The organism is Pseudoalteromonas sp. PAR1 (assembly GCF_947311895.1).
Lineage (GTDB): Bacteria > Pseudomonadota > Gammaproteobacteria > Enterobacterales > Alteromonadaceae > Pseudoalteromonas > Pseudoalteromonas lipolytica_C.
The window spans coordinates 49633-71558 of record NZ_CAMZMY010000003.1; the positions used below are offsets into that span (position 1 = coordinate 49633).

At 42.1% G+C, this 21926-nt stretch carries 16 protein-coding genes; 5 read left to right on the forward strand and 11 right to left on the reverse strand.

Annotated elements, in window-relative coordinates; genetic code table 11:
* Positions 1-249 precede the first annotated feature (249 nt).
* Positions 250-1617 (forward strand): alkaline phosphatase PhoX, encoded by a 1368-nt coding sequence (locus QL229_RS03025; protein WP_138556611.1) that lies wholly within the window; start codon positions 250-252, stop codon positions 1615-1617.
* Positions 1618-1693: 76 nt separating this feature from the next.
* Here the strand turns inward: QL229_RS03025 and QL229_RS03030 are convergent, their stop codons facing one another.
* Together QL229_RS03030 and QL229_RS03035 are read right to left on the reverse strand one after the other, a co-directional pair.
* The gene (locus QL229_RS03030; RefSeq protein ID WP_138556610.1) at positions 1694-2602 is read right to left on the reverse strand and encodes an alpha/beta hydrolase; all 909 of its coding nucleotides are present in this window, start codon (positions 2600-2602) and stop codon (positions 1694-1696) included.
* A 119-nt stretch (positions 2603-2721) separates the two neighbouring features.
* Positions 2722-5091, reverse strand: coding sequence for a TonB-dependent receptor (locus tag QL229_RS03035; RefSeq protein WP_138556609.1), 2370 nt, complete (start codon positions 5089-5091; stop codon positions 2722-2724).
* Between the two features lie 250 nt (positions 5092-5341).
* Here QL229_RS03035 and QL229_RS03040 point away from each other — a divergent pair, with 250 nt between their 5' ends.
* On the forward strand, positions 5342-6598 hold the full coding sequence (locus QL229_RS03040) for an MFS transporter (RefSeq protein WP_138556608.1): 1257 nt from the start codon (positions 5342-5344) through the stop codon (positions 6596-6598).
* A 68-nt stretch (positions 6599-6666) separates the two neighbouring features.
* The gene (locus QL229_RS03045; RefSeq protein ID WP_281546466.1) at positions 6667-7140 is read left to right on the forward strand and encodes a VOC family protein; all 474 of its coding nucleotides are present in this window, start codon (positions 6667-6669) and stop codon (positions 7138-7140) included.
* On the opposite strand, the gene QL229_RS03050 is transcribed toward QL229_RS03045, so the two are convergent.
* Complete coding sequence (locus tag QL229_RS03050) at positions 7137-8774, reverse strand: hypothetical protein (protein WP_138556606.1); 1638 nt, start codon at positions 8772-8774, stop codon at positions 7137-7139. The two genes, QL229_RS03045 and QL229_RS03050, sit on opposite strands and share 4 nt — an antisense overlap.
* Positions 8775-9010: 236 nt before the next feature.
* Between QL229_RS03050 and QL229_RS03055 the strand changes: the two genes are divergently transcribed.
* Together QL229_RS03055 and QL229_RS03060 are read left to right on the forward strand one after the other, a co-directional pair.
* On the forward strand, positions 9011-10327 hold the full coding sequence (locus QL229_RS03055) for a DASH family cryptochrome (RefSeq protein ID WP_138556605.1): 1317 nt from the start codon (positions 9011-9013) through the stop codon (positions 10325-10327).
* A 110-nt stretch (positions 10328-10437) separates the two neighbouring features.
* A complete protein-coding gene (locus tag QL229_RS03060; RefSeq protein WP_138556604.1) occupies positions 10438-12120 on the forward strand; it encodes a sensor domain-containing diguanylate cyclase in 1683 nt (560 codons plus the stop codon).
* Here QL229_RS03060 and QL229_RS03065 read toward each other — a convergent pair.
* From QL229_RS03065 to fucP, 8 genes are all read right to left on the reverse strand, one after another.
* Positions 12106-12675, reverse strand: coding sequence for a DUF2799 domain-containing protein (locus tag QL229_RS03065; RefSeq protein ID WP_281546467.1), 570 nt, complete (start codon positions 12673-12675; stop codon positions 12106-12108). The genes QL229_RS03060 and QL229_RS03065 overlap by 15 nt on opposite strands.
* Positions 12676-12803: 128 nt before the next feature.
* Positions 12804-14471: an asparagine synthase-related protein gene (locus QL229_RS03070; RefSeq protein WP_171040376.1), complete on the reverse strand. Its 1668-nt coding sequence runs from the start codon at positions 14469-14471 to the stop codon at positions 12804-12806.
* Positions 14472-14584: 113 nt separating this feature from the next.
* A complete protein-coding gene (locus QL229_RS03075) occupies positions 14585-16468 on the reverse strand; it encodes an acetate--CoA ligase (protein ID WP_138556601.1) in 1884 nt (627 codons plus the stop codon).
* A 156-nt stretch (positions 16469-16624) separates the two neighbouring features.
* On the reverse strand, positions 16625-18841 hold the full coding sequence (locus QL229_RS03080) for a tetratricopeptide repeat protein (RefSeq protein WP_138556600.1): 2217 nt from the start codon (positions 18839-18841) through the stop codon (positions 16625-16627).
* Positions 18842-18844: 3 nt separating this feature from the next.
* Complete coding sequence (locus tag QL229_RS03085) at positions 18845-19600, reverse strand: transporter substrate-binding domain-containing protein (protein WP_138556599.1); 756 nt, start codon at positions 19598-19600, stop codon at positions 18845-18847.
* Between the two features lie 84 nt (positions 19601-19684).
* Entirely contained in the window at positions 19685-20065 is a 381-nt protein-coding gene (locus QL229_RS03090) for a hypothetical protein (protein WP_135925735.1), read from the reverse strand.
* Positions 20065-20415: a hypothetical protein gene (locus tag QL229_RS03095; RefSeq protein ID WP_199526831.1), complete on the reverse strand. Its 351-nt coding sequence runs from the start codon at positions 20413-20415 to the stop codon at positions 20065-20067. The genes QL229_RS03090 and QL229_RS03095 overlap by 1 nt, the downstream gene beginning before the upstream one ends.
* Before the next feature lie 80 nt (positions 20416-20495).
* The gene (gene fucP, locus QL229_RS03100) at positions 20496-21785 is read right to left on the reverse strand and encodes an L-fucose:H+ symporter permease (protein ID WP_281546468.1); all 1290 of its coding nucleotides are present in this window, start codon (positions 21783-21785) and stop codon (positions 20496-20498) included.
* Positions 21786-21926 lie beyond the last annotated feature (141 nt).

A 21926-nucleotide genomic window follows, 5' to 3' on the forward strand; every position in this document is an offset into this window, starting at 1 on the left:
AGCAGAAACATAGCCATGCCTCAGTTACTGAATTTGCATCAAAACGTGTGTTAAATGCAAGCGCCGTCTATAAAGCACGTTTTACGCAAACTCTAAATCAATATTTTTTAATGCTGCACGGGTTCAATCACTAAAATCAAGCTTTATGACAATTTCGTGAAGATTGTGATAATGTAACTTTTTATCGTTTCTTTGCTTTATAATGCCATTTTATTTGTATGATAAACTTGGGTTTAGCTTGGAGTTAGTATGGTTTCACGTCGAGATTTTTTAGTAGGGGCGGGCACGTTAGCCTTTTTAGGATTATCAAAAAGTGCCATAGGAAAGGTGTCATTAGGTGATTTAAAAACAACGGCTGTCGGCTTTGGCCCGTTAATTCCCGATCCAGATAAATTGCTCGATTTACCTGAGGGCTTTAGTTATCAAGTAGTTTCAAGCCTAGGTGAGAAAATGTCTGATGGCTTTACTGTACCTGATAAAGCCGATGGCATGGGCTGCCTTGCACTTGGTAATGACCGTGTTGCATTAGTGCGAAACCATGAGCTAAAACCAAAAGATTTAACGAAAGCTGAAGCAAGTATTGCTAACCATAAAACGCCCCTGGCTTTTGATACTAACAGTGACGGGGTGGCGTTACCCGGTGGCACAAGTCATATCGTTTATAACTTAAAAACCCATCAAAAAGAGCAAGAGTACTTGTCATTGGTCGGCACTATTCGTAACTGTTCTGGCGGTATCACGCCATGGGGCACTTGGCTTACGTGCGAAGAAACCACCGATACTAAAGCCGATGGATTTAACCAAGACCATGGTTATATTTTTGAAGTACCCGCAAATAGCAAAGGCTTAATTAAACCTGAGCCATTAAAAGCCATGGGTCGATTTAACCACGAAGCGGCTGCCGTTGATCCGCGCACAGGCATTGTTTATTTAACTGAAGACAAGGGTGATAGCGTCTTTTATCGTTTTATTCCAAAAGAGTATGGCAAGCTGCATAAAGGCGGGCAACTACAGGCTATGGTGGTAAAAGGTAAGCCACAATTCGATAGCCGTAACTGGAACAATAAAGCCATGAGGCTACATCAAGAGCTTGAGGTTGAGTGGGTAAATCTAGATAACCCAGAAAGCCCAAAAGACGACTTACGGCTACGTGGATACAAGCAAGGCGCTGCACTGTTTGCTCGCGGTGAAGGTATTCATTGGGGTGATAAAGAGCTTTATTTTTGCTGTACCAATGGTGGTAAAAAACAACTTGGTCAGGTTATGAAATATCAACCATCAGAATTTGAAGGCACCGATAAAGAAGCACAGCAACCCGGTAAAATCTCGTTGTTTGTAGAAAGTACCAGTAAAACCCTCTACAACTTTGGCGATAACTTAACCGTGTCACCTAATGGGCATTTAATTGTCTGTGAAGACCAATACACCGATGTGGTTGATAACCATCTTCGTGGTGTTACACCTCAAGGCCAAGTTTATAATTTTGCCCGTTTGGTTGCGCAAACCGAGCTGGCAGGTGCCTGTTTTTCACCGGATGGAAGCACCTTGTTTGTAAATGTTTACTCACCTTCTAAAACACTAGCTATAACAGGACCATGGCATCATTTTAGTGTTTAATTCTGTAGGCACTCTTTTATGAGTGCCTCAATTTACTGGAAGCTGTTAATATAGTTGGTCCGCATAGCCATGAATTCTATTTATTCTTACAGTTCACTTTATTAGCATGCTTGGCAATCCACTTAGTCATTTTTTTCATTAAAGCGGGTGGAAAATCATGGCCCATTCCGGGCACAACTTTTAACTTACTGCGCTTTATTAACAGAGCGGTATTGATGCCCGCAGACAGTGGCATAACAGGATCAGCACTGCCGTGGATCACTAACGTTGGGGCTTTGATCTTCTTTAAAAGTTGTTCGCGATAGGGCGTTGCGGCAATGGCTGCAAGCTGACGTTTAAAGCCAGTTTGATTCGTGTGGGCACGCTCAATATAGCGCTCAGCATTGGCATATAAAGCGTGTTCATCTTGTGGGTAGGCCGGGCTGCCAATGAGTTGGTTTAGCCGAACATTGTAATCAATCGCAGCTTCTTTATTACTGCTACGGGGGCGTATTTTAGCGAGCTTTACCAACAGGTTAATGTTTGAACCCGAAAACGATAACGGCGAGCTGCTCGACATAATTGAAGTTAAGCTCAGTACACGTTTTTTATACTTTGCCGCGGCAATTTGCGCAATCATGCCACCCATCGAAGCCCCCACTAAGTGTGCTTTTTTGATATCCAGTGCATTCATTAATTCTTTTACATCGCGAGCCATGTCATCGAGCGAATAGGGCAGCTTTGCGCGAATGGGAAATCGGCGGCTAAGCCAATGCTTTACAAGACTCGGCTTGCCTAACTCATCTAACGATGAAGATAGCCCTGCATCACGATTATCAAAACGAATAACCCTAAAGCCTTTTTCGACCAAGCCAAAATAAAGCGACTCTGGCCAAACGGTAAATTGAGCACCTAAGCCAATAATTAAAATGATCACCGGCGCATTTTTATCGCCTTCATCTTGATAACTAATACTGATACCACTGGCTGTAAGGATATGTTCCATAGACTGACAAATAAGCTTACGCAGGTATCATCAGCTTAGAGTGTGAAGTTGGCAGTTTAGTGACAGAAAGAAGAATAGACAGCATATGGCTACATGCTGTCTATTGTCAGGGAGTTTTCTTAGAAGTAAGCGGTCACGCCAATCCAGAAGTTACGGCCTTTATCTTTAACGTTGTAGTCGTCTGTGAATGTGACTTCGCTAACTACACCGCGACCTGTTAGGTATTCATACTCACCATCGCCATTTAGGTCGGTATAGCTAGTGCTATATGAGGTGAAATCTTCGTCTAATAGGTTGTTTACACGAGCATTGATTTGCACGTACTCATTTACATAGAACTGCGCACCTAAATTAAGTAGGTTGTAGTTTTTGTAGTACAGCGCTTTGTCGTGCACGTTATCCCAGCCGCGGTAACGGTCTGAACGATATACACCTTGTAGATATAGGTTTATAAAGTCAGTCGCTTCCCAGTTTAAGGTAAGGTTTGCCATGTGCTCAGCGGAGTTCGTTAATGGCTGACCTTGTTCTGGGCCACTCTTTTGTTCGCTATCAGTCCAGGTGTAGTTACCGTTAACAGACACTGTTTTAGTGATTGTGTATTGACCAGCAATTTCAACACCTTGAAGGTCTACTTCGTCAATATTGATCTTTTGGCTGTAGCTATCGTAGCCAAGCTGATCGTACTGACCTAAGTTCACACAAGGGCGCACATCGTTAGTTTGTTCACAGCTTAAAATAGTGTCGCCGCGGGCAATTTTATCTTCAAACTTGGTGTTGTAGTAAGTCACATTAATGTTGTGATCGCCATCAAGCGAAGTCCAGTAAAGTGCAATTTCTGAGTTCACACTGGTTTCTGGTTCTAAATCTGGGTTACCCGCAAATGGGCTTGTGCCCTGACCACCAAATCCGGTAATACCGTCATAAAGATCAGTGGTTTGTGGTGTTTTATAACCTGTACTAACACCACCTTTTAAGGTCCAAGTGTCAGAGAGGTTATATACACCGTAAACACGAGGTGATACTTGGCTGCCAAATACATCATGGTCATCGTAACGAGCACCTAATGTAAAGGTAAAGTTGTCGGTTGCCATCCAGTTATCTTCGGCAAAGATTGAGTACATGTTTTGCTCTTGTACTTTACCTGCTTGGTCACTTTCAAGACCAAATACACCGTCTTTTAACTCGCCATCAATTAACTGACCACCAATTGCTAGATTATGGCTACCAAAGCTGCCGGTGATAGGAATATCAAAGCGTAAGTCATAGGTATATTGGCTGCTTTCTAGTGGGCGAGCAGGGCGTGGTAGGAAAGTTTCTTCAGCTAAGTCTTTACGTGCTTGTTCGTCCATTCCTTCGTATTCGCCAGTACCATCGTACATCGCTTGCAGCTTCAATCGCTCGCTTACACTTAGCGGTAAAGTACGGCCATTATTTTGCGTATCAACATAAGAAACCGAGGCCTTCACCGTTGCCCAATCAAGCTCGCCATCGTAGCTGAATGACCACCATTCACGATCAAACTCTTGGTCTGCTGCATAACCTGCACGCGGGTTTACTTGGCCGCGGCGGTCTTGCCAAATTGATTCAATATTATCTTTAGTGCCAAGTGGGTAAGTAATGGTGCCTGATTCAATGTCGTAGCTTGGCGTGTTGTCGTAAACTTGGCTTGAGTTATCATAATCAAAACGTAAATGATGAGACTCAAACGGGGTATAAGTTAACGTAAAGCCATACTGCTCGTTGGTGTTATCAACGGTACGACCACCACTCCCAAAGCCTAATGAACGAATATGTACAACACCATTTGGATCGGTTGCTGGTTCAAATGTTGGCGATGATGCTTGTTGCTCGTAAACACTGCCGCGTACACCTAAACTTAAAACGTCTTTGATAAGCGGGCCCATCACACTAAAGTCAGTGGTGATGTCATCACCAAAATCATCGTTTTGTTGTAATGAACGACTAAATGAAACAGCACCGCTCCAGCTATCAGTGTGCTTTTTAGTGATGATATTGATTACACCACCCAGTGCATCTGCACCATAAAGCGTTGATGCAGGGCCGCGAATAACTTCAACACGCTCAATGGCATCAACTGGTGGTACGTGGTTAAACGCGTTGCCACCAAAATTGTTTGGATAAATATCGCCGTGGTTATTTTGGCGTTTACCATCAATGAGTAACAGGGTGTATTCACCTGTTAAACCACGCATACTCACACTGCCTTGGCCGGTTTTATCACGAGTTGTACCAATGTCGATACCTTCTAAATACTGAACAGCATCAAGCACTGAGGTGAAGGAATGAGACTTAATATCTTCATTGGTGATAATTGAAATACTTGCAGGTGCTTCGGTAACTTTTTGCTCAAAGCCTGTTGCAGTAATCACTAAACGTTCCATATCTTGTTTAGGCTTAGCGTCATCAGCAAAGGCTGAAAAATGTGTTGCTATGGCAAGTGCCAGTAAGCTTGGTTTTATTGATTTCATTGTAGGTTTCCAGTTCTTTATGTTGATTTTCCTTTTGAGGAACGGTGCGTATAGTACAGAAATTAAAAATACAATCAATAGTTATTCGCATTTAGGTTTTTGGGTTTTAACTCATTAAATAATATTTTTAGTTGAGTTGTTTTGGTTCTTAGCTAATTAATGCGGTGTTACAAATGAGCTGTAGATTAAATACTCTTAGCAGAGGTTATTGAGGTATATTGTTTTAACCATCACAATTAAAATTTTAGTAATGAATTCAGATATCTCTTTAGCGCGCTTTAAGCAATTTCCTGTGCTTATGTGGATCTTCTTATTTGGCTCGTTTATTACCCGTGGCAGTTATTACATGGTGTGGCCATTTCTTGCGGTGATCTTGTACGAAAAGTTTGCGTTATCGGCGACAGAAGTCGGTTTGGTACTTACCAGTGCTGCCGTGATTTCGGTGTTCACCAGTTTTATTGGTAGCAGCCTATCAGATAAAGTGGGCCGGCATACGCTGATGTACATTACTGGCGTGCTGTATATCATTTCTTTCTCGTTGTTAGCTGAGGTAGAAACGGTAGCAGGGTATGTGATTGTGATGACCTTATGCTCGATAGCAACCGCACTTTGGCGACCATTAACCAGTGCGGCGATTGGCGATATTATTGATGATGCACAAACTCGCGAGCTGGCCATGCAGTCGCTGTATTTTATTGTAAATGTGGGCTGTGCGGTGGGGCCATTAGCTGGAGTATGGCTAGGTTTAACAGGTGAGCAGTCGAGCTTTTATATTACCGCAGCAGCATTTGCTATTTTATTGGTGCTACTTGTTTGGGGCTTTAATTTTAGTGATAAAGCTGCAAAAAATACTGCCGCAATTGACGAGCCCGAAGAGAAAAAGCCAGCTGTACAGGGCAAGCAAATCTTACGTATTTTATTTGCCGATAAACTGCTGCAATGTTTAATTTTAGCCAATATTTTGTGCATGTTTATTTATGCGCAAATGGATAGTTCACTCATACAATACCTCACTCGTGCAGAGGCACCCGACCTACTTGCATTGATTTCTGCGCTGATATTTACCAATGCGTTAGTGATCATTTCAAGCCAATTTTTGCTGTTAAAAATGATGGCACGATTTAACTTAACGGTGCGAATTCAAATTGGTTTAGTGCTATTAATGGTGTCGCAGTTTTGGCTAGCACTTAATCCGATCGATTTATTTTGGGGCTGGATTGGTGCAATAGTGGTGATGAGTTTGGCCGAAACCATTTTATTTCCGACGATGAACGTGCACCTCGATAGGCTCGCGCCATCTCATCTTCGTGGTGCGTACTTTGGTGCGGCTTCGTTTTATGATTTAGGATTTGCTTTAGCACCACTCGGTGGTGGTTTAATTTTAGATTATTACGATGGCCCAACCTTGTTTTTTGTCGCGGGAGGGCTTTGCCTTGTGGTGATTTACTTATACGCCATACTCGAAAAGCTACCCAGACCAGATTTTGCAAACTCATTATCAAAGTAAATTTATAACGTGAAATTGCACAACAGCTGCTACCTTTATAACTCACACATTTAACGTTGAGGTGTAACATGGCTGTTTCTGCAATCCCAAAAGGTTTCCATGCGGTAACCCCGTATTTGGTTATTGAAGGTGCCACTAAGGCGATAGAGTTCTACAAACAAGCTTTTGCTGCTGAACTTGTAATGCAAATGCCTCTGCCTGATGGTGGAGTGGCGCATGCTGAAATAAAAATTGCCGATTCTCATATTATGCTTTCTGATAATTGCCAAGATGTGCAGTTTAAATCGCCGCAACAACTTGGTGGCACACCAGTGACCATTATGCTGTATGTTGAAGATGTCGATGCTGTTTTTGCTAAAGCCTTGTCGCTTGGCGCGAAAGAACTGCGCCCCGTGCATGATCAATTTTATGGCGACAGATCAGGGACTCTAGAAGACCCTTTTGGCCATATATGGACTATAGGCACACACAAAGAAGACCTCAGTGAGCAAGAACTTATGCAGCGTATGAGCGAGCTTATGAGTAAAGAGCAGGATGCTTAAAAAGTTGTTTCAACCGACATTCCTATTTGCCATGAATCCACCTCTTGGTAACTGCCAAGTGGCGTACTAAAGTCGATATGGATCACATTGTCGTTACTTGAGCGCGATGAATATAGGCGAATACCCACACCCGCACTGGTTAGCATTGAATCTGAAATATTCGCAGTTTTAGTGCTGCCAAATGCCTGCCCAACATCAACAAAGCCAACAAAGCCTACATCTACGAACTGATAGAAATTAATATTAGGGTACATTCTTAGCTCAGCCGTTGCTTGTACGCTTGAAGTACCATGTTGGTAACTTTCTGGAAAACCACGCATGCCTTCTTCACCGCCAACAGCCAGCGGTTTATCAGCAAATTCATGATTTTGCCAATGACCATTTACATGCGCATAAAAAGCAAATGAGTCTGACCAGCGATAGTTCATTTGTGCTTTTGAATAGATAGCTAAGCGATCATCAAGCTCAGTTCCTACATTGCCTTTGAGTCCAGCGGCAAATCGATACAAGGCGTTATTGTTAAACCATGCTTTGGTAAGGTTAGTATCATATAAAAAGCCTTGGCCAAAATTTACGGTATCGATGGCAAACTTTGAATTTAGCTCCCAGCCGAGATTAACGTCTTCGTTGTGGTTTATTAGGTCAATATCGTGCAATACGGCGTAATTGTCCTCTATCCAATGTAATCCGACCCAAGGCGCTGCAATGGTGTAATCGTTAAGGCCTGCAAGTAAAGGCTTTGTTTGAAAAGGGCGGTAGCTGACATCTTGGTAATCAATCCCAGCAAGCCAGTGGAAGGTTTGCTGGCTGTCTTGCGATAAAATTCCGCCGTAAGCAAACTGGGCGATTAATTCATCAGTAAAAAACTCTGAACGAGTCATGCCATTTTGATAGATATAACTTTTTTGCTTTTGTGATTTAGCAAAGTAGCGCATTAGTGCGTCACTGCTGCGTTGATAAAAAGGCTGATGATAATCCACTAAAAAGACTTGCCCGTCATCGTAATCATCAGCTTGTAAAGTGAGGGTTGCATGGGGCTGCCAAGGCACTGGCATTTGCAGCACTGAGTGGTAGCCTGAGCGTTCATGATCTGATTTATACTTTAATGATGCGCGAATACCGTAGCCTAAAAAGTTTTCTTCTTTAAAACCTAAGCTGTATTTATTATTGCCGCTACTACGGCCAAAATTAATGGTTGGCAATAAACTCCAGGTATCCCAGGTATCGATTTGCACCACGCGTGGCTCATCTTCAAGGCAGTCGTTTGTATAGCTAATTTTGGCATCTCTTAAGTATTTTTTGCCGCGTAGGATGCGCTCTGCTTCTTGTAGCTGACGCTCACTGACTTGGTCGCCTTCTTTAAAGGTTATCTGTTCGCTGATTACGTTTTTCTTGGTATCAATATGTAACCAATTGATAAAGCGATGCAGTGCAGTCGTTTCAGGATCATTGGCGTCAAAAATCGTGTGTGTATCAATGTTGAGTTTATCAACGAAGATGTCTTTATCTTCACTCAACTCAGTTGTAGGTTTGCTTTTTACTTCACAAACAACATCTAAGCTTAAAGGTTCTTTTGCATAAACTGTCCCTGTAGCAGTGCATGAAAATAATAAAACGGAGGTTATTTTATTCATCTTTGTTATGCCTACTAAATACCAAGGAGACGCGGCGATTTGCTTTATCAACCTTTAAATTCTTTACAGTTCTCAGCATAAAATCGCTAACTTAAGAAAAACTTAACTAAAACTTAAACTTCATTGAAGATTGTAAGGTTATGATTAATAAGGGATATGATAATCAACTAAGGCGAAATTAATCGTGAAATAGCTGGCTTACGTATGATTTCTTAAGGTTTCTAATAGAGTAAGTAATGAAAAAGCGTGTTTTATATTGGCTGCAAAATGATTTACGCCTAGTCGACAATGAAATTCTATCTGAGTTAGCTGATTTTGATGGCGAGCTTGATTTAGTGTTTGTGATTGAACCACGCTGGTTTCGGCAAACTAACTATCAGTCGAAATCGTTTGGTACGCATAAATTCAACTTTTTACGTGAGAGTCTCGCGGCATTTGCACAAGCAGTTGAGAAGCTTGGGCAAACACTGCATGTGATCACTGGTGAGCCTGAGCAAGTAATTAGTCAGCGATTGCAAAAATATGAAATTGAAACATTGGTTTGTACTGAGCAGGTTGGTGTTTATGAGCAAAAGCAGCTCAATAAAATCAAAGTATTATGCCCACATGTGACGGTGAAAACCTATCAGCAAGATACCTTGTTCAAGGCAAGTGATTTGCCTTTTCAACTTGATAACCTGCCAAAAAACTTTACTGCTTTTCGTAAAAAGGTAGAAGCTGAGCCAGCCTTTATAGCAGCGCCTTTGCCAGCGGTAAGCCTTTTGCCTCACCCAGTTCAGCTATGTCCTGAGCAAGCTATAGATGATGTTCCTGCTCACTCAGGCAGTTTTAAAGGTGGTTTAATTGCAGCTCAGCAGCATTGCAATGCTTACTTTTCGTCTAAAGCGCCAAGCAGTTATAAAGAAACGCGTAACGAGTTAGATGGTTTTAGTAACAGTACCAAGTTCAGTGTATGGCTCGCTGGTGGCACAATTAGCGCAAAACAGCTGTACAGAGAGGTTGAAGTATATGAGCTTAAAAACGGGGCGAATGAGTCTAGTTATTGGATAAAGTTCGAATTACTGTGGCGCGAATACTTTAAGTGGCATGCGGTACAGGCTGGTGTAAAACTATTCCATTTTAAAGGACAAAAGCAAAGCGCGCCTCTGACTACCTTTAATAGTCAGCGTTTTGAGTCGTGGTGCCAAGGCCGCACGCCGTTTGCTTTGGTGAACGCAATAATGCATGAGCTTAATGCGACAGGCTATATTTCTAACCGTTCGCGCCAAATTGCGGCAAGTTGTTTGGTCAACGAACTTGAGCTTGATTGGCGCTATGGTGCGGCTTATTTCGAGCAACAGCTCATTGATTATGATGTAGCAGCTAATTGGGGGAACTGGCAATACATTGCGGGTGTCGGTGTTGACCCCAGAGGAGGGCGGCACTTTCATATTAATAAGCAAACAGCGCTGTATGATCCTTTGGCTCGTTTCATTCGCAAATGGCAAGGTGATGTTACCGTCTCTGAGCTTATTGATGTTGTCGATGCAGCTGATTGGCCAATAGCCACTTAGCTGTTGTAGATCAATATACTTGCCTACTCTGTTAGAGGTTTTATTGTTTGTTAACTAATATAAATATAGAGGCTTGATTGATGCCATTGGGTTAGCGAGCAAGGAAAACTATGATATTTAGTGAAGGCTATGAGACGGTCAAATCTAAGCTAGGTTTAGATGTGGCTCAATTAATTCTTGATGGCAGTGATGCAGGCATTTGGCTTTGGAATATACAAACCGGCGAAACAATTTTTAATGATAAGTGGGCTAAAATCGTTGGCTTCACCTTAGACGAATTAAAGCCTGTATCGATAGAAACATGGATGAATTTAGCCCACCCAGATGATTTAGAAAATTCAGAAAAGCTTCTTAATGCTCACTTTCGTGGTGAGTCTGAGCGTTATATTTGTGATGTTCGTATGAAGCATAAAAAAGGGCACTGGGTAAAGGTGCTTGATAAAGGTAAGGTGCAAAGCTGGGATGAAGCAGGTAATCCTGAATGGATGCTAGGGGTTCACATTGATATTACAGAACAATGGCTCAAAGAACGTGAAATAGAGTTTTTGCACGCTAAGCTACAAACCTTTACTGACAATCTTCCCGGGTTTGTTTATCAATTTGTAATTGATGAGCAAGGCCATGCATCATTTCCTTTTGCAACAACTAAGGTGGTTGATATTTATGGGTGTACACCTGAAGAAATAAAACAATCAGCCAGTATCTTAACAGACACAGTTCATCCAGATGATTATGAACGTATTTACAAAAGTGTTGTGCGGTCACGCGTTAGTTTAGACGATTGGCATGAGGTTTTTCGGGTTAATCATCCAACCAAGGGATTAATATGGGTTGAAGGCAAGTCTTCACCTGTAGCACATAAAGATGGAAGTGTTGAGTGGAATGGGTACTTAGAAGATGTTAGCGAAGAAATTAAAAATAACGAGCAAATAAAACTACTCACAGCTGTTTTTTCGACAACCAGTAGAGGCATCATAATCACCACCTCAGAACCTAAAATTGTTGATGTAAACCCTGCTTTCGAACAGATAACGGGTTTTAAAAAATCTGAAGTTTTAGGAAAAAACCCTGCCATTTTATCTTCTAGCCGTCATCCTTGTGAGTTTTTCAAATCTATGTGGCAGACATTACTTGCTGATGGCTCTTGGCAAGGAGAAGTGTGGAATAAACGTAAATCAGGCGAGGTCTTTCCTGAGTTATTATCGATTGATGCTTTATATGATGACAGCGGCAATGTAAGTCATTACATTGGCGCATTTGATGATATTTCCCAAGAGGTGGCAAACAGACAATTATTAAGTGAATTAGTCAATCAAGACCCATTAACTAAATTACTAAACCGACGCGGCTTAGATATTCAATTGAATGCATTTTCAATGCAAGCGCCCGTCGAGCATAATCACTTTTCGTTAATCTATATAGACCTCGATAACTTCAAACTTGTTAATGATACTTTTGGCCATGAAAAGGGCGATAATTTACTGTTAGATATCAGTGAGCAACTTTCATTACAGTTAAGAGATAATGATGTGTTGGCGCGTATTGGCGGGGACGAATTTGTTATTCTACTACCGACCTTAGCAAAACGCTTTGTTTGTCAGGATATTGCCGAGCGCTGTCAAAAAGCGGTTGAAGCAGTTGCCAAGCGTTACGCAACATTGTTACCCGTTAGTGCAAGTTTTGGTATTGCGATGTTTCCAGAGGATGGTAAAAATGCCAAACAGTTGCTCGCCTCAGCTGACGAGCAAATGTATAAAATGAAGCTAAAGAACAAATCGTTACCAGTCGGTTGATATTTCGACGCTAGGTAGTTTATTTAAAAGCGGTAGTAAGGCGCGCTCTTTGCGTAAATCTTTGCGTTCGTTTTCTAAATCTTTGCGTTCTCGATAAAGCTCTTTTTGCTGGCCATTATCAAGCTGATTGCTATTAAGCTCTGCGCGAATATCTTTTAAGCGGCGGTCAATGTCGTCAATTCGCTCATCAATGTATATCAGTCTTTGCTGTACTTCGTACCTATCATTGCCTTCTTGCCATGCTTTACGAAAAGCAGTGCTGTTACAAACGCCATTGTAAGATGCGCCTTGCATGCCAAGGGTAAAGCCATTTTTGGGCTCACAATAGACCGCCAGACCCTGATCATATCCCACTTTATATTCAGCAATATTGGCACTTACGCCATATTCGCTGCATTGTGATAAGGCATCTATGCCATCACGATACTCAGTGCCATCTGCACCATGCTTATAACCAATACCATGCCAATTGGCTTGTAAACATTCATCTTTACTTACCGAGGTACAGCCTGCTAATACGGTTAAAGGAAGCAGGGCAAGGATCCATTTTCTCATTGAAATTTCAGCTTGAACTATTAATAATTTACTTGATTCTAGCCTGAAATATTATTTTTTAGAAAGTTGTTTTTGTATTTCATAACAATGCCCTCACATGATTAAGTATTATTGCCGATTAGTATCCATCACCACTGACAGAACCGCTGGGCGATGCGAATATTTGGCTGTGCATTTTTTAAATGTACTAATTGCAATATACATAACGCGGTAAAGTGACTGCGTTTTATAAGCTGATGACGGTCAAAGCGCATGATCTCGTACCATAGCTTAAACAGCTCACCAAAACGCATCAGGTTGTTATTGTTAAATTGCCACTGCGACTGGTAGTTTACTTTGATTGGGCAGGGCATATGGCCCGGATAGGCTTGCCATGGTGCAAGCATGGCACGCGGATAACTGGTTTTCAGCCAGCGCTGATAAAAACGGTGTTTACGTACATATTCAACAGAGACTGCTAAAGGATATTGCAGTACTTTCCACGAATAAAACGGATGAAAGAACTCCATTTTAAACTCGCATACTTGCTCGTTTGGAATGCTCAAATGATGGTGTTGATCATTGAGTAGCAAAAACAATTGAAATGCTTTTTCGAGTGGCAATTCAGCCAAGGGTTTAAAACTAAGTTTTAGGTTATCAATTAGTTTTTGTTGCAGCATAGACGCATTATGTACCACTGACTTTGGCAAATAAGCGTACTGCTGATCTAAATAAGCTTGAATGAGTTTATCAAGATTGTTTTCTTTTGCCGCAGCATAAATAGCGTCGCCATAAAACACCGCACCTAAGCCAACACTGCCGCCATTACCAGACCAACTAATTTGTGGTCTTGAAACGGTTTTATATTCATTGTGATGTGCTTTGCGCCAGTATTTGCCAAGGCGCTGTTCAACAGAGAGCTTTTGCGTGTCGCGTACTTGCACTACTTCAAGTTTAAGGGCATTTTGCGAAGCATATTGTTTTGCGCAGTAGAGATCTTGGCTATCTGATTGCGAAAAATTAAACGACTTTAGCTGAACCCCTTGGCGTAATAGCTCGCAGTTAATTAATCGTGAATCTAAGCCGCCCGACAGGGTGCTGAGCACTTTTCTATCGGTGTGCATCGCTTTTGTGACAACACTGCGAAAAGCCTGAGTAACGCCTTCAATTGCGTCGGTCACCTCAAAGTTTTGTTTGGCAAGGGCAACCCAATCAAAGTAACGTTGTTTTACCACGCCGTGGCTGGCATCAAAACGTAATATTTCGCCTGGGTATGAGCATTTAATGTTTTTATAAGGCGTGTGATCTAAAAGCGGGTAGCCAAGTACCGCAAGCTCTGTGAGTGCATCGGCATCGCTTTCAAGCTCAATACTGAGCTGTTTAAATATCCCCAAGTTGGTTGAAAACAGTAAGCCTTGCGCCGTTTTTAAGGTGTAAAATGGTTTTAAGCCAAGTGGGTCTGTGGCAAGGACTAAGCTGCCTAATTGGCTATTAAACTGGCAAAAGCTAAATACTCCTTCACATTGCTGCAAGCAGGTGTTGAGCGAGCTTGTATTTGCCATGGCCTTTAAATCATCACTACGAGAGCTACTGAGTAAGGGATGACCAATCAGCGTTGCAATTTGCGACTCAGTTTGCAACCAACTCGCTTGTTGGTATGCATCAAAATCATATTGAAAAATAGCTCCATTATCACAATCAAAGCGCTGAACATCTGCTTTTTTATAGCGATTAAATACATCAGCTAGTTGATTAATATAATGAAATTCTGTTTTGCCTAATTCATTGAATTGGATATAACCTGCGATAACAGCCATGTTAACCACCTTTTCGTTTGCTAACTTACTAGTAAAATTGCAAGCCATAGGCCAAAACGAATAAAGGCCTTAAACAAGGCCTTTGGGTAACATTACAAAATTACAAACGCAGATCAGCGATTGTTAAGTTGTTGGTTGATCTCATCAAATATACTGGCATCATCAATGGTAGATGGAATTTGTAGTTCTTCACCATCGACCAATTGGCGTAAGTTCTTTCTGAGTATTTTCCCTGAGCGGGTTTTTGGGAGGCGCTCAACATGCAAAATGTTTTTTAAGCAGGCAATGGCGCCAATTTGATTTCTTACCGAGTGAACTAATTGTTGCTCGACTTCTTTGCTATCGCCAAGGTAATCATCTTTGAGCACAATCATTGCCATGGGTAGTTGCCCTTTGAGTGCATCGTTAACACCAAATACTGCGCATTCAGCAACAGCAGGGTGGGCTGCTACAATTTCTTCCATCTCACCGGTTGATAAGCGATGACCCGCAACGTTAATTACATCGTCGGTACGACCCATAATAAATAGATACCCATCGTCATCAATATAGCCGCCATCACCAGAAAGGTAATAACCCGGGTACTCGCTTAAGTAGCCCGCTTGAAAGCGTTCATTGTTTTGCCAAATTGTAGGTAAACAGCCAGGAGGTAAAGGCAGTTTAATAACCACAGCGCCACTTTCGTTTGCTGCGCACTGCTCACCGTTCATATCAAGAATTTGTACATCAAAGCCCGGTGTTGGTACCGTAGAGCTGCCCGGTTTAGTGGCAAGTTGTTCAATACCAATTGGGTTACACGCAATTGCCCAACCTGTTTCTGTTTGCCACCAGTGGTCGAGTACGGGCAAGCCCGTTTTGTCTTTTAGCCACTCATAGGTGGGTGGATCGAGGCGCTCGCCGGCCAAAAATAAACGCTTTAAACTTGAGGTGTTGTGTTGTTTAAAGCCCTCAGCGTTAGGGTCTTCTTTTTTAATTGCGCGAAACGCAGTTGGAGCACTAAATAAAGCAGTGACTTTATAATCTTCGACAACACGCCAAAACGCACTGGCATCAGGGGTTCTAATTGGTTTGCCTTCATAAAGTACGGTGGCACAGCGATAAATGAGCGGCGCATATACAATGTACGAGTGACCAACTACCCAGCCAATATCAGAAGCTGCCCAAAATACCTCACCGGGTTTCATGCCATACACGGTTTCCATGCTGTAATGCATTGCAACTGCGTGCCCCCCGTTTTCTCGAACCACCCCTTTAGGAGTTCCTGTAGTGCCTGATGTGTAAAGAATATAAAGCGGGTCGTCACCTGCAACAGGTACTGCAGCGACTGCACTTGCTGCCTCAGAGGCTGATTGCCAATCGATGTCTCGGCCATCTTGCATCTCGGCGATGGCTTGTTCACGCTGAAATACAATACAGTGTTCAACAGCATGCTTGGCGTTGTCGAGTGCTTCATCAAGCAGTGGCTTATATTCAATTACATGATTGATTTCGACCCCGCAAGACGCAGTAAGCACAAGCTTAGGCTTTGCATCATCAATACGCACCGCGAGTTCGTGCGGTGCAAAACCACCAAATACAACGGAGTGAATGGCACCGAGGCGCGCACACGCCAGCATACCAATAACCGCTTGTGGGATCATTGGCATATAAATGACTACGCGGTCACCTTTGCTTACGCCAAGGGATTGCATGAGACCTGCAAATTTAGCTACCTGAGTTTGTAACTCCCCATAAGTGTATTGTTGTTTGGTATTGGTAACAGGGGAGTCGTAAATCAGTGCAGTTTGGTCGCCAAAGCCTGCTTCGACATGTTGGTCGAGGGCTAGGTAACAAGTGTTTAGCTGACCATCGGCAAACCAATGGTAAAAATCATTATCGTCATATTGATAAGGAGCACTTGGCTCTTTAAACCAAGGAATTCGTTTACTTTGCTCAAGCCAGAACTGACCGGGATCGCGCTGGAACTGTTGATATTGTTGTTGATATTCGCCCGCCATTGTGAGGCTCCTATACTTTTTAGTGAGAGATTTGTACAACGTACTAAAAAATATAGGGCGGTTTTTGATTAAATAATATGCGACCTTGGTCGGCATTAATTGGGCTAGATGTAATGAAACCGCCCGGTTTAGGGGCGATTTCAGGGAGTTGTGATACTAAACCTGTTGTTCACTAATAAGCGGTAAGCAAATGAGGATCTTAACGCCACCTAACTCACTGTGCTCAGCTTTTATAGTGCCTTTGTGTGTTTCAATCAGGCTTTTACAAATCGCCAGTCCAAGGCCTGAGCCCCCCGTTTGACGGCTGCGCGACTTATCAACACGGTATAAGCGTTCGAATATTTCAACTAACTGATTGTCGGTAACGCCGGGTGGGGTATCTTCAATGCTAAAAGAAATGCTCTGCTCTGAGGCTGTCGCTACAAATTTAATTTTGCCGGGTTTATCAGTATAAAAAGTACTGTTTGATAAAAGGTTAGTCAGTACTTGCTTAATTTTATCGATATCCCATGTCACCTTGATATCAGCAGCAACGCGAATGTTACTGGTAAATTCAAAGCCTTTGCTTTGTACAAAAGCAGCAAAGTCTTGTTGCCAAACGGATAATACATCAGCAAGTAAATAGGGTTTTAAGTTAAGGTACAGGCTATCAGAATCTGCTTGTGCTAGTTGATGGATATCACGGATCAGTATATTTATATCGGTAAGTTTTCGATTAATTGCATCGTAAGAGGCATCAACGTCTTTGGCGATATTGTATTGCAATGCTTCAACTTGCAATTGTAGTGCTGTGAGTGGCGTGCGAATTTCATGAGATACATCGGCTAGTAAGCGGTTCTTTTTATCAACAACTTCTTGGAGTAGCTGTGCTCGTTCGCTGGCAAGTTTACGCTTTTTAAATGAGCGGTAGCCAAAGCCTGATATCAGTAAAATCACGCAGCTTAAGCCCAATAACCACGCTTTAAATTGCCATTCACTTTCGCTTAGTTGGGCGGCTTGAATTTGCTTATCAGCACTCAATTGATTGATTTCTTGCTGATTTCGCATAAAAGCCACTTGGCTTTGCATTGCGGCCACGGTTAAGTCGTGCTGATTTTTACCGGTATTATCTTCAAGGGTTTGATAGCGACTTTGCGATTCAAATGCTTGTTTATACAGTTGTAATGCAAGGTAAGAGTCAGTGAGTAGTTTATTTAAGCTGATTTGATCTTCAACATCATGCAGTTCGTCAGCCTGTTTTAAAGCTTGCTCTGCGGTTTTAATAGCTTTTGAATGATCATCAAGGGCTTGATAGATGCGTGTTTGAGTGATCCCTAAAGACACTAAGTGTGATCGAAAATTATAGTCAGTAGCGATTGCTAAAGCGCGATCAATATATGCTTGCGCTTCACTAATGTTGCCTTGTTTTAAAGCAATTAACGCCATTAAATTATACGAGCGACATAGCCCTGTGTTTGAAGATGATTGTTGATAATAGCTAATCGACTTCTCAGCGTAATCGGTGGCTGTAGCAAGTTCACCTTGTTTAAGTGCAGCATAGCCAACTTTCATGGCACTATTACCAATATCGACTTTAGAGCCAATTTCTAAATCCAACACGTGAGACATTTTAAAGTGCTTTAACGACTGAGCATTGTCACCCATACGTCGATAAACTTCGCCAATTTCATAAAGCGCATCTGCAATGCCTTTTTTATCATCAAGTTTTTGATGCAAAGAAAATGATAAAGTTAAATTAGCAAGCGCCGCATTGTGATCGCCAATAATGGCTTCGATTATTCCTAAGTTTTGTAGCGCAGATGCATATGATTTTTCGTCATCGAACTCGCGTAAAATATTGACTGCTTTTTGTGCTTCGCTTAGAGCAGCTATGTATTTATCTTGCCAGCGTAAAATAGCTGCTAATCGCTCATAAGACTGGGCTATCAGCATAGAATCTTGTATCTGTTTGGCAATGGATAATGCATCTCGGTAGTGCTGCTCTGCTGTTAGAAAGTTACTTTTTCTACCTTGTGCGTAACCCTGAATAAGCATTGCTCGTACCGTTACAGCCTGATTATTTTGTGTTTGTCCGTAATCTAGTAGTTGCTCTGCATAGCTCAGTGCTTGGTCATAATCGCCATTGCTTACATTCATAAACGCCAACGATTCGAGCGCTTCTTGAATGATCTGTGGCTGATTGATGAGGGTTGTATCGTTAGTTAACTGCTCAAATATATCCGTTGCTTGGCTTGGATCACTGTTACGTAGCAATTGTGCTTCGTTTAGTTTTTCTTGAGCCTGTTCAGGAGTTATTGCAAAGGCGCTTAACGGTAGGCAGCTAAGGGCGCAAGCCAAAGCTAAGCTTTTATAAAATAATGGAGTGTTTTTCATTTTTTATTTGGGTAAAGGCAACTGCCATTTTTGTAAAATTGCTTGGTATTGACCGCTTTGCTTCAAAGCTTTAACTGCATCAGTTAATTGTATAGCGAGTTGTTTATCTATATTAAGGTTTGCAGCGAGGTAAAGGCCTGAGGGAAAGTCGTCTAAGTGCAGGCTTTTATGAATGTCACTAGGGTCAACCCCAGATAATGCCAGTTCGTTTTGCAAGGTTAGAGTGTTGGTAAGCACAAAGTCGATGCGCTCTTTTTCAAGCAATTGCCAAAGTTGATGGTAATGACTGACTAGCACCAAGTTTTTATCTTCATTAAATCCCGCTTGCTTCAAATAATGTTCACTTGAATAGCCTCGAATAGTCGCTACACGGTACTGCTGGGCTTGCTTTAAGCTAAATATTTTGTGGCTTTTACTCGATAGATCCACTAAATAAGCATCTGAAAAATAGGTTTGTGCTAACCACTTAAACCGGCTTTCACGAGCTGGATTTTTTAGTAACGAAATCATTAACATGTTTGGATTGTTTTCAAGCTCATAAAAAGCCCGTGCCATTGGCATAATTCTGAATTCGCCGGAGATGTTTGCGCGTGCCAGAGCTGTTTTTACTACTTCAACAAGCGCACCGTCTGCTTCGCCTTGCTGATTTTTAAAATGGTACGGTGGTAAATCTTCGGCAAGAAAGGTCAGTGTTTTCGCAGCCGTCGCACAACTGATGAAACAAAGCAGGGTAGCAATCAGAAATGAGCGGAGCAGCATAAAGACCCTTTATCCTTAAACAAGTTATTAACATATTAATTAATATTAGTGAAAAGGTATAGGTTTTTAGCTGCTGCGTAAGATTTAGTTACTTTTTTTACTGCGAGGAGCACCCAGTAAAATACCTATATGACAAACACATACAGATAAAAATGCGCTTACGCCAAGTGCGCCGCCGTAGCCATGCAAACGTGGCACTAAGTATTCAAACAACATTGCAAATAGTAACGAAGAAATGGCTAACGTGAAGATACCAAAGCGCTTTGGTGCGCTCATGCCAATGAAAGTCCCGCCAAAGAAAGCCACGCTGTAGAGCTCCACATCAACAGATAAAAGGCTCAAGACACTAAATGCAATAATGCTGGTAGCCGCTGATGCACGGATGCCATCAAAGCGATTATGATGCGCTAAAAAGTACGTTGAGTAGGCTCCTAATAAAGCGGTAATAGCAATAAATAAATCCATTAAAAGACCCCTTTTGCCAGCATATAAAGCGCTACACTGGCAAAAGCAACGCTACCAAGACGACCACCAAAACCTGCAAATAGATTCATAGTTAATACGTAAAGGCTGGCACCAATTAAAGAGATAAAGCTCAGTTCCCAGTAGCTGTTGATTAAACTTGATGAGCACATGCCAGCAAAGCTGCCAGCGTATATGGCTGCATATGGGTGATTACCAAAACGAGCAGGAAAAGGAATGAATGTGCCAACTAACCCAGTAACTGCGGCAGATAAAACAAGGGCAACATTAGCTTGGTCATGAAGTAAAAAGCAGGCAAAACAGCCAACAGAAAAGGCCAAAAACTTGACCATGAAAAATGTAATATGTGCCATTAATTGACGATACACCTCGCTTAAGTAGGTAAACGAGGTGCATTATCTCATTGATGCGTTTAGTCCTGCAACTGCGCTTTGGCGGGTATTGCTGCTACTTTGGTGTGGTGACCATACAAAGCAACAATTAAAAAGCAAACAAGTGGTACAACAAACGAAACCGCAGTGTTAAAGGCATCTATGGTTGCGGCTTGGATCAGCGGTAAAAATGCGCCCCCTAAAATTGCCATTACTAAGCCTGCTGCACCCACTTTTGCATCTTCACCCAGACCTTCAAGTGCTGTGCCGTAAATGGTTGGGAACATCAAAGATAGACAGCTCGAAATAGCAACAAGTGCGACTACGCCCATTAAGTTAACTTGCGTTGCAACAATAAAACAAAGTACAGCTGCAACTAAAGCCATAAAACGCAGTAATTTAGCGCCGCTTATAAAGCGCATGAGCCATGTCATAATGAAGCGAGATACTAAAAATACCAACATCGAATATTGTAATACTTGGCCACCAGTCACCTCTGTGGTGTTAAGTGCTTCCATGGTGTAGCCAATGGTGTAGGTCCATACACAGGTTTGAGCGCCAACATTAAAAAATTGTGCCAGCACACCAAATCGATAATGCTTGTTTTGATACAAATGTTGAAAGGTCTTTTTAAGTTTGCATGGCTGCGCTGCTACTTTTGTTTCTGTTGCAGGAGAGCGGCTAAAGAAGATACATAGCCATAGCAAGATTAAACAACAGGCCATGCCCACATACGGCACCATCACAGCATCGAGTTCAGCACTAACAACGGCTTTTAATTGTGCCTCATTCATCAAAGCACGGCTTGCACTATCGGCTTGATTTAAGTTTGGTAAGATCAACGTCGCCGCCAAAAACACACCAATATTAGTCCCAACGGGGTTGAAAGCTTGTGCCAGGTTAAGTCTGCGGGTTGCTGTTTGCTCGCATCCTAACTGCATGACATAGGGATTTGCAGAGGTCTCTAAAATAGATAAACCACCTGCAAGTATAAACAAGGCCAATAAAAAGTGACTATAGAGCATGGTTTGGCTAGCAGGGTAAAACAATAAGGCACCACAGGCGGCCATGGCTAAACCTACTAACAGCCCCGTTTTATAATTAAACCGTCTATTGATCATGGCCGCCGGTAAAGCTAGGCAAAAATAAGCGCCATAATAACTAAACTGCACCAATGCTGATTGCAAGGCACTCATCGAAAATGTTTTGCTAAAAACTTTCACTAATGGGTCTGTCATATTGGCTGCAGTGCCCCAAGCAGCAAAGCAAATTGTAAGCAGAATAAAAGGCCATAGCATTTGGCGCGATACAATAGCGGACTGTGTTTGCATAGTTCACCAGATTAATGTGTTCATATTGTTGTGGCCGACAGTATTCACGACTACAAATAATAAATCAACCTAGTTGATTTATTATTTTGACTGGTAGATAGTACGCCAAACAGGTCTAATAGGCCGCTTATCAGCTTGTAT